The organism is Actinomycetospora sp. CA-053990 (assembly GCF_050948445.1).
GTDB classification, from domain to species: Bacteria; Actinomycetota; Actinomycetes; order Mycobacteriales; family Pseudonocardiaceae; genus Actinomycetospora; species Actinomycetospora callitridis.
Genome location: NZ_CP192043.1, coordinates 5,721,858 through 5,738,371, shown reverse-complemented (window position 1 = coordinate 5,738,371; position 16,514 = coordinate 5,721,858). Strand labels below are relative to the sequence as shown.

The window sequence follows — 16,514 nt, the reverse complement described above, 5'->3', positions numbered from 1 at the left end:
GTCCGACCACGAGCGTCCGCGAGGAGACGTCATGCCCGAGGCCCGGGTCATCCCGTTGCGCCAGGACGGAGGTCGTCCGCGACCCCGTCCCGCGCCGCGACGGGCGAGCCGACCGGGGATCGGATCCCTCACCGAGCGCACGGCGGCCGCCCGCGGGGTGGACGGCGACGGCCTGCCCACCGAGGAGGCCATGGACGCCGTCGAGCCCACCACCGGCGGCGAGCTGGCCGCGCTGCCGACCCCGTCGGGACCGACGGAGCTCGAGGCGCGGGTGGCCGAGGTCGGCGAGTTCCTGCAGCGCCGGCTGACGGGCCGCTACGCGGTCGACGACTTCGGGTTCGACCGCGACCTGACCGAGAACGTGGTCATGCCGCTGCTGCGCCCGCTCTACGACAAGTGGTTCCGCGTGGAGACCATCGGCACCGAGAACGTGCCGACCTCCGGCGGCGCGCTGCTCGTGGCCAACCACTCGGGCACGTTGCCCCTCGACGCGCTCATGACGACGGTCGCGACGCACGACGACCTGCCCGTGCCGCGCTACCTGCGCATGCTCGCCGCCGATCTCGTCTTCGGCCTCCCGGGCGTCGGCGCCGCGGCGCGCAAGGCCGGGCACACGCTCGCCTGCAACGCCGACGCCGAGGCCCTGCTGTCGGCCGGCGAGCTCGTCGGCGTGTGGCCCGAGGGGTTCAAGGGCATCGGCAAGGACTTCGCCGACCGGTACAAGCTGCAGCGCTTCGGCCGCGGCGGCTTCGTCTCGGCCGCGCTGCGCACCGGCGTCCCGATCATCCCGTGCTCGATCGTCGGGGCCGAGGAGATCTACCCCAAGATCGCCGACCTGGGGCCGGTCGCGCGCCTGCTCGGCGTCCCCTACTTCCCGATCACGCCGACCTGGCCGCTGCTGGGTCCGCTGGGCCTCGTCCCGCTGCCGTCGAAGTGGTACATCGAGTTCGGCGAGCCGATCCCCACGGACTCCTACGACCCGAGCGCGGCCGACGACCCGATGCTGGTGTTCAACCTGACCGACCAGGTGCGCGAGAACATCCAGCAGACGCTCTACCGCCTGCTCGCAGGCCGGCGGAACGCCTTCCTGGGCTGAGCGGGCCGGGTCAGCTGACCCGGCGGCGGTAGGCCGCGCCGGCCACCACCGCGCCGGCCACCGCGCCCGCACCCAGCACCGACGGCACGCCGATGCGGGCGACCTTGCGCCCGGACCGGAAGTCGCGGATCTCCCAGCCACGCCGCCGGGCCATCTGACGCAGGTCGGAGTCCGGGTTCACGGCCACGGCGGTGCCCACCACGGACAGCATCGGGGCGTCGTTGACCGAGTCGGAGTAGGCCGCGCAGCGCCGCAGGTCGAGGCCCTCGCGGGCCGCGAGGGCGCGCACCGCGTGCGCCTTGGCCGGGCCGTGCAGCAGCTCGCCGACGAGGCGGCCGGTGAAGACGCCGTCCTCGCTCTCGGCGACCGTGCCGAGGGCGCCGGTGAGGCCCAGGCGGCGCGCGATGATGCGCGCCAGCTCCAGGGGCGTGGCGGTGACGAGCCAGACCCGTTGCCCGGCGTCGAGGTGCATCTGGGCGAGGGCGCGGGTGCCCTCCCAGATGCGGTCGGCCATCAGCTCGTCGTAGATCTCCTCGCCGAGCTCGACGAGCTCGGCCACGGGCTGGCCGGCGACGAACGACAGGGCCTGCTCGCGGTGGGCGCGGACGTCCTCGGGCGAGCCCTCGCCGCCGAGCCGGAACTTCAGCTGCTGCCAGACGAACCCGCGCATGTCCGAGCCGGAGAAGAAGTTCCGGGCGGCCAGGCCGCGGGCGAAGTGGAAGATCGACGCGCCCATCATCATGGTGTTGTCGACGTCGAAGAACGCCGCGGCCGTGAGGTCGGGCGGCACGCGCGTCGACGGCGGCACCTGGTGGATGTCCGGGGCGTCCGCCGATGCGGCCGCTGCGGCCGGGCCTCCGCCCGAGAGCTCGCCGTCGGGGGCGCCGTCGACCCCGCCTGCGGCGTCGGCGCTGTCCGGCACCGCCTCGAGGAGCTCCGACGCGGTGGGCGTGCCGAGGGCGGCGTCCCGCACCGCGGCCTCGGCGGAGGCCTCCCCGGCCCGTCGCGCCGCGTCGCGCTCCGCCTGTATCCGGCGCTCGCGCCGTCGTCCCACCGCCGGGTCCTCCCCGTGTCGTAGCCGCCCGTGTCGTCGCCGTCCCGGGACCGGACCGCCGGGGTGGGACGGCAGCGTCCTCGGCGGTGCTCGTCCACCCTAGACGGGCCGGACCGCCCACCGGTCGCGCCGGGCGCGGCCCGGTCAGCCCAGGCTGAGGCCGGGCAGACCCGGCAGCAGCGGCGGCAGGTCGACCTGCGGCAGCAGCGGCACGGGCAGGGGGACCTGGACCGGGTCCGGGGTCGAGGTCCGCTGCTCGCGGGAGCCCGACGAGGAGTCGGAGTCGTCCGAGTCGTCGTCGCGGCTGGAGGTCTCGTTCCGCGAGGACGTCGTCGAGGACGTGCTGGACGTCGTCGTGCTCGACGTCGTGCTCGTGGTCGTGGACTCCGGGATCGCGGTCGTGGTGGCCTGCGAGTCGTCCGACCCGGAGCCGGTGTCGCAGGCGCCGGTGGGCAGCGGGCCCAGGTCGTCGGACGCGTCACCGGTGGCGCAGCGCTCGGGCCCGCCGAACGCGGTGGCGCGCTGGTCGAGGCGCTGCAGCATCTGCTGCGACCCGGCGGCGGCGGTGCGCCCGTCGCCGTCCAGCGAGGGGCTCAGGGTGTCGATGCGGGCCGACTGGGAGCGGGCCCACTCGCCGAGCTCCGCGGGCGACGGGCCGGTGGGCTGGGCGGCGAGCGGCAGGATCAGGCGCGATCCCGTGCGGGCCTGCTCGTCGAACGCCCGCAGGTTGTCCAGCACGAGGGCGGCCTCGTCGGGGCCGATGCCGGCGGCGACCGGACCCGCGCCCGCGGCCGTGGCGGCCTGGCGCTCGATGAGGTCCGAGACCTCCTCGAGACGGGTCGAGGCGAAGTCGAGGTGCTTGAGGCCCTTGGCCTCCTGGCCGCTGGTGAGGCCGATCTCGGCGCTCTCCGACGCGCGCTTGATGCTGTAGAGCATCTCGCCGGGCAGCGCGCCGCGGCTCAGCAGCACCGTGAGGGCGCCGAGCAGCATCACGGCGCACGCACCGGTGACGAAGGAGGACAGCAGGCGGGCGCCCGAGCGCCGGGACGTCGCGCGGGCGGCGGGGCGACGGTCCGCGGGACGCGTCCCGCCCCGGCTCTCGCGGCTCTCCCGGCGGGTGGTGGCACCGGCCCGGCCGGCCCCCGACCACCGGCCGGACCGGGGTCCGTGGAGCGCAGCACGCGGGTGCGCTCGCGGGTCGCGCCGTCGGCGGTCCCACCGCGGATCTCGGCCATCACAGCGGCGCGCATGCGGGCCGAGGTGTCCGGATCGGGACCCTGCGCCGCGCGACCGGCGGTGCGCAGGGCGGCGGCGACGTCGAGGACGCGGGCGAGCTCGGGGTCGAGGCGCTCCTGGGGGCGCTCCTGGGTCCGGTCACGGCGGGGATCGGGGGGCGCCGGACGCTCCGCCGCGTCCCGCTGCGCCCAGACGCGAGCGAACAGCTCGTCGTCCCCGTCGTACCCGCTCGACATTCCGCCCGTCCTCATCGTCCGCGCGTCACGTTGGGTGCGCGCCGTGCTCGTCGATGGGCAAAACGACCGGACGGGCGACCGGTTACGTCTTTGCGGTGTGCGGTTCGAACTACATCGTTGTGACTCACCGCAGACCCTCGGGCAACAGTTGAGCGAGGCGGCGCACCGCGCGGTGCTGCAGCGCCTTCACGGCACCCTCGTTGCGGCCCATGATGTCCGCGGTCTCGGCCACGGAGAGGCCCTGGAGGAAGCGCAGCGCGATGCACTCCTGCTGGTCGTCGCCCAGCTTGGCGACGCATTTCAGCAGCTCGGCGTGGGTGGCGCCCGCGATCACCTCGGTCTCGGGACCGGGGCGCAGGCTGCCGGGGGCGACGTCGGCGACCTCGGCGGTCGCGGATTCGAGCCGGTAGCGGCTGGACTTCACGTGGTCGAGGACCAGGTTGCGGGCGATGGTGACGAACCACGCACCGATGTCGCGTCCCTGGTAGCTCACCGAGGTGATCCGGCGGTAGGCGCGGACGAAGGTCTCCTGGGTGAGGTCCTCGGCCGCGGGCCGGTCGCCGAGGCGGTAGAGCACGAACCGGAAGACCGTGTCGTGGTAGCGGTCGAAGAGCTGGCCGAAGGCGTCGGTGTCGCCGTCCTGCGCGGCCCGCACGAGCGCCCAGCCCTCGGCCGAGGCGCCCTCCTCGGGGAGGTCCTCGGGGAGCTCGTCGGCGTCCACGGTCTCCGAGCCGTCCTCCGCGAGCGGGGGCGGCCCGTCCGCCGGCACGGCCGGCACGGCGACGCCCGGGTCGGCGATCGGGAGGCCGGTGGTCGGCTCGCCCGGGTCGGCGATCGGCGCGGGGGCGGTCGGCGGGTGCGCGGTCGGGGGAGGCGGCGGCCCCGGGAGGGGCCGGAGCCGGTCCGGGGAGCCGGGGCCCCGTCGCCCGCCGGCGGGGGCCAGGTGTCCTCGCGCCGGCGCTGCGCGGGGTAGAACGGAGCCGTCGGCGGCGCTGCCGGAGCCGCCGTCGGGGTGCTGTGGCCGTGGTGCCCGCCGTGGCCGTTCGTGTGGCCGTTGGTGCGGGTGTCGATCACCGGCTCGGGCGGGGTGTCGGTCCCGGTGGCCCCGCGCGCGCCGGTGCCGCGCCGGGCGCCGTCCCGGGCCGGGGGGCGGCCGGCGCCGGGCTCGTCGGCGGGATCGGGTGCCGCGCGCCTCACGTTGCTCCGGGCGGGGACGGGAGGCCGGGGGCCCCGAGAGCGTGCGCGCGCGCCGGGTCATGACGACCGGCAGCGTCGGACATGCCCTCTCCCTCGATCGACGTTTCCCGACCGGATCCCCCGGTGAGGAGGCCTTGGCGCGGGAGCATACGTGCGGCGCGACGGCCCCTGACACCGGCGCGCCCCCGAGAGGGGTGACCCTCTCCGACCTGCAGCAACGGTGCGACGAGCGGCCGTTCGGAGTGGTCGTGGGGCTCCGCGTGGAGGTCAACGCACCGTGGGAGACTGCCGCCGGGCGGGGCAGGGACGCGGCCCCGGAGGGAGGCGACGAGCCGGTGGCGGACGAACGGTCCGACGAGCGGGCGACCGTGTCGGTGGGCGGTGCGGCGGGCGGTCGCCCGGACGGGTCGGACGCCTCCCCGGACGTGGACCCGGACGTGGACCCGGACGTGGAGGCGCCCCGGATCGTGGTGCTCGTGCGGGCGGACTGCCGGACCTGCGACCGGATGGAGGGCGTCGTGCGGGAGATCGGCGCGCGGGTCGGCGAGGAGCACGTCGTCGTCGACGTCGACGCCGCGGACACCGACCCCGAGTGGCGCGCCGAGTACGGCGACCGCATCCCCGTCACGCTCGTCGACGGCGTCGAGATCGGGTCCTGGCGGGTCGAGCCGGACGACCTGGTCCGTGCCCTCACGGGCGGGGACGTGCAGTGACGGCACCGACGCCCGCGGACGTGCCGGTCCTGCAGACCGCCTCCTCGCTGGTGGAGCTCACCTCCGACACCTACACACGCCTGCAGCGGCTTCCCTACGCCGGCGGCGGCACCGCGCTCGCGCCGGTCCGCGCCCTCCTGGCCACCGCGGTGCAGGAGCTGGACCGCGCGCGCACCGACCTCGCCCGGGCCACCCGCACCGCCGGGGGCCGGGTGCAGACCTCGCCGAACGCGAAGTACGCCGCGGTGGTGGAACAGGCCCTGCCGACCGTGCGCGGCCCCGGGGACGTCGTCGGTCTCCTGCTGACCCTCGAGGACGTCCTCGCCCAGACCCTCGTCGCCGACGTCGTCGACCTCTCGTCCCCCGACGTGCGGGTCACGGTCCTGGGGCACGCGACGGCCTCCGCCCGGCGCAAGGCCCTGCTGCTCACGCTGGGCGCGCTGCTCTCCACGGGGCGCGCCGACCTGGTCGCCGTGCCCCCGGACCTGGTCGCGCTGCCGCCCGGGGCGGGCACCGTCGGCTTCCCCGACGTCCTCTTCCCTACGGAGAAGGCGTCGCCGGCCACCGAGGGGGCCCTGCGATGACCGGGCCCGGGACGACGCGGCGCCGCTTCCTGCTCGGGCTCGGTGCGCTCTCGGGCGCGGCCGCGCTGGCCGCGTGCTCGAACACCGCGCCGCCCGGGACCCCCGCCCCGGCGGGCACGCCGCCGCCGACCACCACGACCACCACGCCGGCCCCCGTGTACGAGGGTGACGCGGCTCTCATGGCCGTCGCGGCCGCGCTCTCCGGCCTCGCGGGCGACCTCCTCGGCCAGGCCGGCACCGGCGCGGGCCAGGGGCGGTACGGGTCCGTCCCGGGAGTGGTGACGGCCTTCCTGTCCGGGGCCGCCGCCCAGCACGTGGCGCACGCGGAGGCGTGGAACCGGCTGCTGACGAACGCCGGGCGGCCCCCGGTCGACGGCTACCCCCTCATCGTCGAGCCCGCGCTGCGCGGTCGCCTCGTGGCCGCCGTCGCCCCCGTCGACCTGCTGGGACTCGCCGCGGACGTCACCGCGACCGTCACCGCCACCATCACCGCGATCGCCAGCCGCGCCACCGAGACGTCGACGGTCGCCCTCGCGGCGGGTGTCGCGCCCGTCTCCGCGATGCACGGCGCGACGGCGGACTTCCTGCTCGGACGGCCGCCCACCGCACCCACGGACCCCACCGCCGGAGCGCTCGGCCCGGACGCCCTGACGGTCTGACCCGAACGGGGCCGGACGGCGCACGGGGACGGCCGAGTACCGCCCCGCGCTGCTCCGGGCCGGTGTGGACGGCGCGTCGCGGCGCGCCGACTGGCAGACTGGAGACCTCCGCCGGTCGACACGACACGGCGCGGGTCCGCGCCGGTGCGGAGGGTGGTCGAGCCCACGGCCGGAGGTCCCGCGGCGATTTTGTGCGTGCGTTCACGAGCGCTAGCGTTGTTCTGGATCCGATCCAGGGACGTCCGCGTGGTGCACGGCCGCGGGTGCGGGAACCCCGCGACGGCGTGGTGATGCAGGCATGACAGGAGGCGCCCGGAAGTGACGGTCGACCGCGGCACCCGGCCCGCTCGGCGCGCGGTGCCCTCGAGCCGACCCCCCGGGGTGGACCTCGCCCACGCCGCCGACGGTGGCGAGGAGTCCGCGACCCGCCCGGTGCCCGAGGCGACGGTGGCCCGCCTGGCCGTCTACCTGCGCGTCCTCACCTCCCTGCTCGCCGACGGCCGCGGCACCGTGTCCAGCGAGGAGCTCGCCGCGGCGGCCGGGGTGAACTCCGCGAAGCTGCGCAAGGACCTCTCCCTCATCGGCTCCTCCGGTGTCCGGGGCGTCGGGTACGACGTCTCCCGCCTCACCGCGGAGGTCGAGGCGACGCTCGGCCTGGACAGCCCGCACGCCGTGGCGCTCGTCGGGGTCGGCAACCTCGGGCACGCGCTCGCCGGCTACGGCGGCTTCGCCCAGCGCGGCTTCCCGGTCGCGGCCCTCTTCGACGTCGACCCGGCGCTCGTCGGCACCGTCATCGACGGCGTCGAGGTGCAGCACGCCGACGCGATCGACGCGGTATGCGCCGCGCGCGGGGTCACCATCGGCGTGGTGGCCACGCCGGCGGAGGCCGCGCAGCGCGTCTGCGACCACCTCGTGTCCGCGGGCGTGCGCAGCATCCTGAACTTCGCGCCCACGGTGCTCTCGGTGCCGGCCGGGGTCGAGGTGCGCAAGGTCGACCTGGCGGTGGAGATGCAGGTCCTGTCGTTCCACGTGGCGCGCCGGCACGGCACGGTGTCCGCGGCCGCTCCCGCCGCCCCGTCGCGACCGACCCCGCGAGAGGTGTTCTCCCGATGAGCCTGCTCCTGGTCGGCGTCTCGCACCGCACCGCCGAGGTGCCGGTGCTCGAGCGCGTCGCCGTCTCCCCCGAGGACACCCGCAAGGTCCTCGACGAGCTCCTCACCGGCGAGCACGTCACCGAGGCGATGCTGGTCTCCACCTGCAACCGCGTGGAGATCTACGCGGTGGTCGAGACCTTCCACGGCGGCCTCACCGAGGTCTCGAACGTGCTGGCCCGCCATGCGCACGCCGAGGTCTCCGACCTCACCGACCACCTCTACGTGCACTACGCAGGCTCGGCGGTGGAGCACCTCTTCTCCGTGGCCGCGGGCCTCGACTCGATGGTCGTGGGCGAGGCACAGATCCTCGGCCAGCTCCGTGCCTCGTACGCCGACGCCCGCGAGCTCGGCTCGGCGGGCCGGGTGCTGCACGAGCTGGCCCAGCAGGCGCTGCGGGTCGGCAAGCGCGCCCACGCCGAGACCGGGATCGACGCCGCGGGCGCCTCGGTGGTCTCCGAGGCCCTCACCGACGCCGAGGCCGCCCTGGGCGGGCTCGCCGGGCGCCGCGCGCTCGTGGTCGGTGCCGGGTCGATGGGCGCCCTGACGGCCGCGCACCTGCGCCGCGGCGGTGTCGACGACCTCGTCCTGGCCAACCGCTCGGAGGCCAACGCCGAGCGCCTCGCGGTGGCCCTGCGCACCGAGGGCGCCACCGCCCGCGCCGTCGGCCTCGACGCGCTGGCCTCGGAGATCGCCGCCGCGGACCTCGTCGTCGCCTGCACCGGCGCCGTCGGCACCGTGGTCGGCGAGGACGACGTGCGCCGCGGGCTGGCGGGCCGCGACACGGGTGTCGCCCCGCTCGTCGTCTGCGACCTGGGCCTGCCCCGCGACGTCGACCCGCGCGTCGCCGGGATCGAGGGCGTGACCGTCGTCGACCTGGCCGCCCTCGGGGAGCGGCTGCGCTCGGCGAGCGCCGGGATCGCCGTCGAGGAGGCGCGCACGGTCGTCGCCGAGGAGGTGCGCGCCTACTTCGCCGCGCAGCGCACCGCCGAGGTCACCCCGACGGTCACCGCGCTGCGCCGGCGCGCCGCGGAGGTCGTCGACGCCGAGCTCCTGCGCCTCGACGGCCGCACGCCCGACCTCGACGAGCGCTCCCGCTCCGAGGTCGCCCAGACCGTGCGCCGCGTCGTCGACAAGCTGCTCCACACCCCGACGGTGCAGGTCAAGCGCCTCGCGCAGTCCCCGGGCGGCGACACCTACGCCGAAGCGCTGCGCGAGCTGTTCGAGCTCGACCCGCAGACGCCCGCGGTGCTGGCCGCCACCGAGTCGAGCACCCGCACCGCGAGCGTCGAGCCCGGCGACGAGGTCGACCAGGCGCTGGCCGTCGACACCCGGGGTCCCGGGGGCCGGCGATGACCGCCGACACCACGGACGCGCCGCCCATGACCGGCACCGACGCCCGCACGATCCGGATCGGCACGCGCGCGAGCCTGCTCGCGCGCACCCAGACCGACATCATCGCCTCGGCGCTCACCGACGCCGGCGCCACGGTCGAGGTCGTGACGATCTCCACCGACGGCGACCGCAGCCAGGCGGCGGGCACACCGATCGCCATGGACGGCGTCGGCGTGTTCGTCACCGCGCTGCGCGACGCCCTGCTCGCCGGCGAGATCGACGTCGCCGTGCACTCGTACAAGGACCTGCCGACCGCCGGGGTGCCGGGTCTGACGCTCGCCGCCGTGCCGGCGCGCGAGGACCCTCGCGACGCCCTCATCGCCCGCGACGGCATGGTGCTCGGGGAGCTGCCGCCCGGCGCGGTGATCGGCACCGGCTCGCCCCGGCGGGTCGCCCAGATCCGCGCGCTCGGGCTCGGCCTCGAGCTCGTGCCGATCCGGGGCAACGTCGACACCCGGATCGCCAAGGTGACCCGGGGCGAGATCGACGGGGTCGTGCTCGCCCGCGCCGGACTCGCCCGCCTCGGGCGGGTCGGCGAGGTCACCGAGGTGCTCGACCCCCTCCAGGTGCTGCCCGCGCCCGCCCAGGGCGCGCTGGCCTGCGAGTGCCGGTCGGAGGACGCGGCGCTCGAGCACCTGCTGCGCACCACCCTGCACGACGAGGGCGCCGCGGTGGCCGTGGCCGCCGAGCGCGCCGTGCTCAGCGCGCTGGGTTCGCCCTGCAGCGCCCCGATCGGGGCGCTCGCCGAGGTCGTCGAGGACCTCGACGACGACGGCCATGTCGTCGAACGGCTGTCGCTGCGTGCGGTGGCCACCACGGCGGACGGCGCACTCGTGCGCGGGTCCGCGACCGGAGAGACCGAGGACGCCGAGCAGATCGGCCGCGCACTGGCCGAGGAACTGCTCGCCGACGGGGCGGAGCCGACGGGGCCCTCGGGGCCCTCGCACGCCTCCTGAACACCACGATGGGATCGGAAGACATGACAGCACCCTCGACGACCGCCGGCCGGGTCGCCTTCGTCGGCAGTGGACCCGGAGACCCGGGTCTACTGACCGTGCGCGCCCGCGACGCCCTCGCCGCGGCCACACTCGTCGTGGCCGACCGCGGCGTGCCCGCGGACGTCCTCGGCCTGCTGCCCTCGACGACGACGGTCCGGCCGGTCGGGCACGCCGACGACCCGGCGGCCGGCGGACCGGCCACCGACGCCGTGGTCGCGCCCGGCTTCGCCGCCGACGATCCCGCCGCCACGAGCGGCCCCGCGCCCGCCGACCCCGCCACGCTGGCCGAGACCGTCGTCGGCGAGGCCCGCAGCGGCGCCTCGGTCGTGCGCCTGGTCGTCGGCGACCCGCTGGTGCGCCCCGACATCGTCAGCGAGGTCCGTGCCGTCGCGGCCGCCGGCGTGCCGTTCGACGTCGTGCCGGGCATGCCCGCCGACACCGCGGTGCCGACCTACGCGGGCGTCGCCCTCGGCCCGGCCCACACCTCGGTGGACATCACCGCGGGCGAGGCCGTCGACTACGCCGCCCTCGCCGTGGCCCCCGGCCCGCTCGTCCTGCAGGCCACCGCGGCCGAGCTCGCCGGCGCGTCGGCCCGCCTCGTCGAGAACGGCTGGAAGCCCGGCACCCCCGCCCTCGTCACCGCGGGCGGCACCGGCTCCCGGCAGCGCACCGTCGAGACGAGCCTCGACAAGCTCGCCGCCGACGGCGCGGAGCTCGAGGGACCGCTCGTCGTCACCCTCGGCGACGCCGTCACCGACCGCGCCACCCTGTCCTGGTGGGAGTCGCGCGCCCTCTACGGCTGGCGCGTGCTCGTCCCGCGCACCAAGGACCAGGCGGGCGCGATGAGCGACCGCCTGCGCGTGCACGGCGCGGTGCCCGAGGAGGTGCCCACCATCGCGGTGGAGCCCCCGCGCAGCCCGGCGCAGATGGAGCGCGCGGTCAAGGGCCTGGTCGACGGGCGCTACCAGTGGGTCGTGTTCACCTCGGCCAACGCGGTGCGCGCCGTGTGGGAGAAGTTCGGCGAGTTCGGGCTCGACGCCCGCGCGTTCTCCGGCGTCCGGATCGCCTGCGTCGGCGAGGCGACGGCGGACGTCGTGCGCTCGTTCGGCGTGCACCCCGAGCTGGTGCCGGGCGACGAGACCGAGCAGTCCTCCGAGGGTCTGCTCGACGTGTTCCCGCCGCACGACGACGTCCTCGACCCGGTGGACCGCGTCCTGCTCCCGCGGGCCGACATCGCCACCGAGACCCTGGCCGAGGGCCTGCAGCAGCGCGGCTGGGAGATCGACGACATCACCGCGTACCGCACCGTCCGGGCGGCGCCGCCGCCCGCGCCGGTCCGCGAGGCGATCAAGACGGGTGGCTTCGACGCGGTGTGCTTCACCTCGTCGTCGACGGTGCGGAACCTCGTCGGCATCGCCGGCAAGCCGCACGCCCGCACGATCGTCGCCTGCATCGGCCCGAAGACCGCGGAGACCGCGGTCGAGTTCGGGCTGCGCGTCGACGTGAAGCCCGACACCGCGGACGTGCCGTCCCTGGTGGAGGCGCTGGCGTCGCACGCCAACAAGCTGCGGGCGGAGGGCGCCCTGCCCCCGCCCCGCAAGACGAAGGCCCGCAAGCGCTAGCTTGGCGCTCCGCGTTCGTGGGTGGTCGTCCGTGCGAGGGCACGGACGACCGCCCACAGGTCCGAAGGACGAACCGCATGTTCCCCACAGACCGTCCCCGCCGCCTCCGGGCCACGCCCGGCCTGCGCCGGCTCGTCGCCGAGACCGACGTGCGCCCGCGGCACCTCGTGCTGCCGGTGTTCGTCGCCGAGGGTCTCGACGCCCCGCGCCCGATCTCGTCGATGCCCGGGGTCGTCCAGCACACCCGTGACTCGCTGCGCAAGGCGGCCGCCGAGGCGGCGGCGGCCGGTCTCGGCGGGATCATGCTGTTCGGCGTCCCGGCCCGGCGCGACGCCGTGGGGTCCGGCGGCACCGACCCCGAGGGCATCCTCAACGTCGCGCTGCGCGACGTGCGGGCCGAGGTCGGCGACGCGATGCCGGTCATGGCCGACACCTGCCTCGACGAGTTCACCGACCACGGCCACTGCGGCGTGCTCGACGACGAGGGCCGGGTGGACAACGACGCCACGCTGCCGATCTACGGGCAGATGGCCGTCGCGCAGGCCGACGCCGGCGCCCACGTCGTCGCGCCCAGCGGGATGATGGACGGCCAGGTCGGGGTCATCCGGTCCGCGCTCGACGAGGCGGGCCACCGCGACACCGCGATCCTCGCCTACTCCGCGAAGTACGCCAGCGCGTTCTACGGCCCCTTCCGCGAGGCCGTCGACTCGCAGCTCCAGGGCGACCGCCGCACCTACCAGCAGGACCCGGCCAACGCCCGCGAGGCGGGGCGCGAGGCGGCGCTCGACCTCGACGAGGGCGCCGACATGGTGATGGTCAAGCCGGCCATGGCCTACCTCGACGTCCTGCGCCGGGTCGCCGACTCCTCCGACGTCCCGGTCGCCGCGTACCAGGTCTCGGGGGAGTACGCGATGATCTCGGCCGCGGTCGAGCGCGGCTGGCTCGACCGCGAGCGCACGATCGTCGAGACGCTCACCGGCATCCGCCGCGCCGGCGCCGACATCGTCCTGACGTACTGGGCCACCGAGGCCACCGCCTGGCTGGACCGTTGACGGTGACCGACCACGCGCGGTCCGACGCGGAGCGGGACCTCACCCCGCCCGAGGAGGAGCCCGGACGCCCCGGGCTGGTCACCGCCGCCGTCGTGCTGTGGATCGTGCTCGGTGTGCTGATGATCGGCACCGCCCTGCTGTTCGGCCTGGGCCTCGCGTTCGGCACGGCCGACCCCGGCACCGGCCCGGCCGCCGTGGCCGCCGCCATGGTGGTGCTGGCCGCGGGGGGTGTCGGCACGATCGTCGCGGCCCGCCGGGCCGGGCGCGGTTCCCGGCGCGCGCGCACCGTCCTCACCGCCGTCGGCGTGGTCCTCGCCGCGGTCGGCCTCGTGCAGGTCACATTCCTCGGGGTGGGCGGGGCGTGGTTCGTCGCGTTCGTCGCCGGGGCGGTGCTGCTCCACCTGCCCGCGGCCCGCGTGTGGTTCGGCCGGTTCCGGTGACCGCCGCGGACCCCACGACCGACGAACCGGTCCTCTACGCCGAGACCGGCTCGCGGCCCTGGGTGCTGCTGTTCGGCCCGGTGCTCGCGGCGGCCGGGATCGGGCTCGAGAGCCTCGCTCCCGGCGGGCCGTCGTTCGCGCTGTGGCTCGGCGTCGGCCTGCTGGTGTTCCTCTACACGCTCGTGCTCGTCCGCAGCAGGCGGCGCTTCCTGCGGGTGGAGCTCACCCCGTCGACGCTGGTGCAGGGCGGCACCCGCCTGCCGATGTCGCAGGTGACGTCGCTGCGCCCCGCCGACGAGGACCACCACGGCCTGCGGGTCCTCGGCGACGGGCCGGTGGTGCCCCGCCGGCTGACGCCCGTCGTCCTGCGCCTGAGCGACGGCACCCGGGCGGTGGCCTGGGCCCGCGACGGCGACGCGCTCCGGCAGGCGATCGGCGACCTGCTGCGCGCGCGGGCGTCGTCGTGAGGCGCGCCGTCCTGCTCGCCGCGGCGACGGTGGTGCTCGCCGTCGCGGCGGTCGTGCTGCTCGTCGCCGGCGTGGACGTCCGCGAGACCACCGGCGGCCTGCTCGTCACCCCGATCCGCCAGCTGCACCTCGTCGGCGGCCTCCTGCTCGCGGGCACGGCCGCCGGGGTCGCGGCGGTGCTCGCCGCACTCGCCGCGGTGCCCGCGCTCCGGGCCGCCCGGGCGCCCGCCGACGCGGCGGCACCGGTGGCACCGACGCCCGTCGACGCTCCCGACCCGGACGAGGTCCCCGTTCACCCGGCCGAGGCGGACGACGCCGACCACGCCACGACCTCCCCGGGATCCGATCGCCGTTCGTGATCGCCTCCGGGGTGATCTGCGTCGTATCCTCCCGTCCGGGCCCGCGGTCGACCACCCTCCGCCGCCCTGGGGGGAGATCGACATGACGGGCTCGCCGGGACCGGGCGCCGGGACGACGGGCCCCGCCGGGGGGTCGGCGGAGATGTTCGGTCCCTACCGTCTGACCAGCCGTCTCGGGCGCGGCGGCATGGGCGAGGTGCACCGGGCGTACGACACGCGGCGCGACCGCGAGGTCGCTCTCAAACGGCTGGCGCCGGACCTCGCGGACGACCCGGAGATCCGCGAGCGGTTCGAGCGCGAGTGCCGCACGGCGGCCCGCCTGTCCTCGCCGCACGTGGTCCCGATCCACGACTTCGGCGTCATCGACGGGCGCCTGTACCTCGACATGCGCCTCGTTGACGGACGCGACCTCGCCCGGCTCCTGCGCGAGGAGGGCCCGCTCGACCCGGCGCGCGCCGTCGGCCTCGTCGAGCAGCTCGCGGACGCCCTCGACGACGCCCACGCGCACGACCTCGTCCACCGCGACGTCAAGCCGGGCAACGTCCTGGTGACCACGGCGCACGGACGGGACTTCGTGCACCTCGTCGACTTCGGCATCGTGCGCCTCGGGCAGGGCACGCCGGGTGGGCGCGCGCTCACCGAGGCGGGCACGACGCTGGGCACGCTGGCGTACATGGCGCCCGAGCAGTTCGAGGGCGCGACGGTGGACCGGCGCGCCGACGTCTACGCGCTGGCCGTCGTGCTCTACGAGATCCTCGTCGGGCGGCCCCCGTTCGACGGGGACATGCCGGCGATGCTCCACCAGCACCTCAACGTCGACCCGCAGCCGCCCTCGGTGCGGCGTCCGGGGCTGCCGCCGGCGCTCGACGCCGTCGTCCTGCGGGGGCTCGCGAAGCGGCCGGGCGAGCGCTTCGGCGACGCCGGGGAGCTCGCGGCCGCGGCCAGGGCCGCCCTCGACGGACGCGCCCCCGCCCCGATCCCCGACCCGCCGGGCGGCCGCCGTCCGGACGCCCCGCCCGGGGGACCCGGTGGCCCGCCGCGCGGCCCGGAACACCAGCGCGAGACCTGGGTCGGACCCGCCGGTCCGCCGTCCTACCCGCCCTACGGGCAGGGCCCGTACGCGCCCGCGGGCGGCCCGGCGATCCGCTGGGACAGCGGGCCCCACGCGTCCGGCCCCCTCCGGCTGGCCCCCTCCGTCCGGCCCCTGGTCGCCGACGACCCCCGCCGGCCCGCCCGGGCAGTCCGGCCCGCACGCCGCCACGGGCAGGCCCCGCCGCCGTGGCCTGGTCATCGGCCTGGTCGCGGTGGCCGTCCTGCTCGTCGCCGCGATCGTCGTCACCGCAATCGTCGTCCTCGACCGCGGCGGCACCGCGCCGGCCACGCTCGCGCTCGGGGAGGCCGCGCCGCTGTCGCAGACGTTCACCGACAGCGCCCGGGCGGGGTGCCTGCCGGGCGACGGCACCGCGTACCAGCTGGCGACGGGCGCCCAGCCGCAGAGCGTGCTGCAGTGCCAGCGCGGGGTCGCGGCGATCGCCTACATCGACTGGCCGACCGCGCAGGACGCCCAGACGCGCGTCGCGTCGTACCAGACCTCCCCCTCGACCGACGGCATCCGCACCTGGACGATCGACGGCATCACCCAGGGCCCCTACTACCAGACCCTCGTCCAGGGGCAGTGCACGACGGTGGCCTCGTACACCGGCCACTCGCAGATGGTGCAGGCCTACGTCACCAACGACCGGTGCGCCGACGTCACCGCGAGCCTCAACGCGACCGGCCTGCCCACCACCGAGGACCTGCGGGCGCCCGAACGGGTCTTCCCCGGCGCGATCCGGCCCGGGTGCAACCCGGGCACGCCCACCGCGGGGACGTCGGGGGTCACGCCGAAGCAGGTGCGCGGCTGCGCCGGGCCCGAGGGCACCACCGTGAGCTACACGCGGTGGAACACCGCGGGCGACGTGAGCACCGAGGCGAACGCGCGCGGCGCGCAGTCGGGCGGCGCGGCCGCCTGGAACGCGCCGGGCGGGGGCGCCTCGGACCGCTCGTGCAGACCGAGGACGGCGGTCCCTGCCGGACCTTCGTGGGCTGGGACGCCGTCGCCTACTCGATCGAGGTCGCCGGCCCGTCGTGCGAGGCGGTCGACCGCGCGGTCACCGCGCTCGCGCCTCCGCCGCTGGAGTCGCTCCCGGCCTGACGGGCCTGGCGGGCCCGAGGTCCCGGCGGCTGGGAGACTGGGCCCCGTGACCCGCACAGCG

At 76.5% G+C, this 16,514-nt stretch carries 16 protein-coding genes and 1 pseudogene; 13 read left to right on the top strand and 4 right to left on the bottom strand.

Translation table 11 applies throughout. The annotated features are described in order from the left end of the window. Positions 1-31: 31 nt before the first annotated feature. On the top strand, positions 32-1,096 hold the full coding sequence (locus tag ACQPYN_RS29200; protein ID WP_433030331.1) for a lysophospholipid acyltransferase family protein: 1,065 nt from the start codon (positions 32-34) through the stop codon (positions 1,094-1,096). Between the two features lie 10 nt (positions 1,097-1,106). Here the strand turns inward: ACQPYN_RS29200 and ACQPYN_RS29195 are convergent, their stop codons facing one another. The 4 genes from ACQPYN_RS29195 to ACQPYN_RS29180 all read right to left on the bottom strand — a co-directional run bounded on the left by ACQPYN_RS29195 (position 1,107) and on the right by ACQPYN_RS29180 (position 4,343). Further along, entirely contained in the window at positions 1,107-2,150 is a 1,044-nt protein-coding gene (locus ACQPYN_RS29195; protein ID WP_433030329.1) for an HAD family hydrolase, read from the bottom strand. A 144-nt stretch (positions 2,151-2,294) separates the two neighbouring features. Next, positions 2,295-3,140, bottom strand: coding sequence for a DUF5667 domain-containing protein (locus ACQPYN_RS29190; protein WP_433039115.1), 846 nt, complete (start codon positions 3,138-3,140; stop codon positions 2,295-2,297). Continuing rightward, entirely contained in the window at positions 3,140-3,622 is a 483-nt protein-coding gene (locus ACQPYN_RS29185) for a hypothetical protein (protein ID WP_433030327.1), read from the bottom strand. Before ACQPYN_RS29185 ends, ACQPYN_RS29190 begins: the two co-directional genes overlap by 1 nt. 124 nt (positions 3,623-3,746) lie before the next feature. Further along, positions 3,747-4,343: a sigma-70 family RNA polymerase sigma factor gene (locus tag ACQPYN_RS29180; protein WP_378014987.1), complete on the bottom strand. Its 597-nt coding sequence runs from the start codon at positions 4,341-4,343 to the stop codon at positions 3,747-3,749. Positions 4,344-5,283: 940 nt separating this feature from the next. On the opposite strand from ACQPYN_RS29180, the gene ACQPYN_RS29175 reads away from it, so the two are divergent. From ACQPYN_RS29175 to ACQPYN_RS29120, 12 genes and pseudogenes are all read left to right on the top strand, one after another. Beyond that, positions 5,284-5,532, top strand: coding sequence for a glutaredoxin family protein (locus ACQPYN_RS29175; RefSeq protein WP_433039113.1), 249 nt, complete (start codon positions 5,284-5,286; stop codon positions 5,530-5,532). Continuing rightward, the gene (locus ACQPYN_RS29170; protein ID WP_433030325.1) at positions 5,529-6,116 is read left to right on the top strand and encodes a hypothetical protein; all 588 of its coding nucleotides are present in this window, start codon (positions 5,529-5,531) and stop codon (positions 6,114-6,116) included. The genes ACQPYN_RS29175 and ACQPYN_RS29170 overlap by 4 nt, the downstream gene beginning before the upstream one ends. Then, positions 6,113-6,775: a hypothetical protein gene (locus tag ACQPYN_RS29165; RefSeq protein WP_433030323.1), complete on the top strand. Its 663-nt coding sequence runs from the start codon at positions 6,113-6,115 to the stop codon at positions 6,773-6,775. Before ACQPYN_RS29170 ends, ACQPYN_RS29165 begins: the two co-directional genes overlap by 4 nt. Before the next feature lie 318 nt (positions 6,776-7,093). After that, positions 7,094-7,888, top strand: coding sequence for a redox-sensing transcriptional repressor Rex (locus tag ACQPYN_RS29160; protein WP_433030321.1), 795 nt, complete (start codon positions 7,094-7,096; stop codon positions 7,886-7,888). Then, positions 7,885-9,289: pseudogene (locus tag ACQPYN_RS29155) on the top strand (glutamyl-tRNA reductase); the annotation flags it as partial. The gene ACQPYN_RS29160 and the pseudogene ACQPYN_RS29155, both read left to right, overlap by 4 nt. Continuing rightward, positions 9,279-10,277 (top strand): hydroxymethylbilane synthase, encoded by a 999-nt coding sequence (gene hemC / locus ACQPYN_RS29150; RefSeq protein ID WP_433039111.1) that lies wholly within the window; start codon positions 9,279-9,281, stop codon positions 10,275-10,277. The pseudogene ACQPYN_RS29155 and the gene hemC, both read left to right, overlap by 11 nt. A gap of 23 nt (positions 10,278-10,300) precedes the next feature. Then, positions 10,301-11,941 carry a uroporphyrinogen-III synthase gene (locus tag ACQPYN_RS29145; RefSeq protein WP_433039109.1) on the top strand — a complete coding sequence of 547 codons (1,641 nt, stop codon included), beginning with the start codon at positions 10,301-10,303 and terminating at the stop codon, positions 11,939-11,941. A gap of 77 nt (positions 11,942-12,018) precedes the next feature. After that, positions 12,019-12,993, top strand: coding sequence for a porphobilinogen synthase (gene hemB, locus ACQPYN_RS29140; RefSeq protein WP_433030319.1), 975 nt, complete (start codon positions 12,019-12,021; stop codon positions 12,991-12,993). Positions 12,994-12,995: 2 nt separating this feature from the next. Then, a complete protein-coding gene (locus ACQPYN_RS29135; protein WP_433030317.1) occupies positions 12,996-13,433 on the top strand; it encodes a hypothetical protein in 438 nt (145 codons plus the stop codon). Continuing rightward, entirely contained in the window at positions 13,430-13,900 is a 471-nt protein-coding gene (locus tag ACQPYN_RS29130) for a hypothetical protein (protein WP_433030315.1), read from the top strand. Before ACQPYN_RS29135 ends, ACQPYN_RS29130 begins: the two co-directional genes overlap by 4 nt. Beyond that, positions 13,897-14,259 carry a hypothetical protein gene (locus tag ACQPYN_RS29125; protein WP_433030313.1) on the top strand — a complete coding sequence of 121 codons (363 nt, stop codon included), beginning with the start codon at positions 13,897-13,899 and terminating at the stop codon, positions 14,257-14,259. The genes ACQPYN_RS29130 and ACQPYN_RS29125 overlap by 4 nt, the downstream gene beginning before the upstream one ends. 82 nt (positions 14,260-14,341) lie before the next feature. After that, positions 14,342-16,453 carry a protein kinase domain-containing protein gene (locus ACQPYN_RS29120; protein ID WP_433030311.1) on the top strand — a complete coding sequence of 704 codons (2,112 nt, stop codon included), beginning with the start codon at positions 14,342-14,344 and terminating at the stop codon, positions 16,451-16,453. The last annotated feature ends 61 nt before the right edge of the window (positions 16,454-16,514 follow it).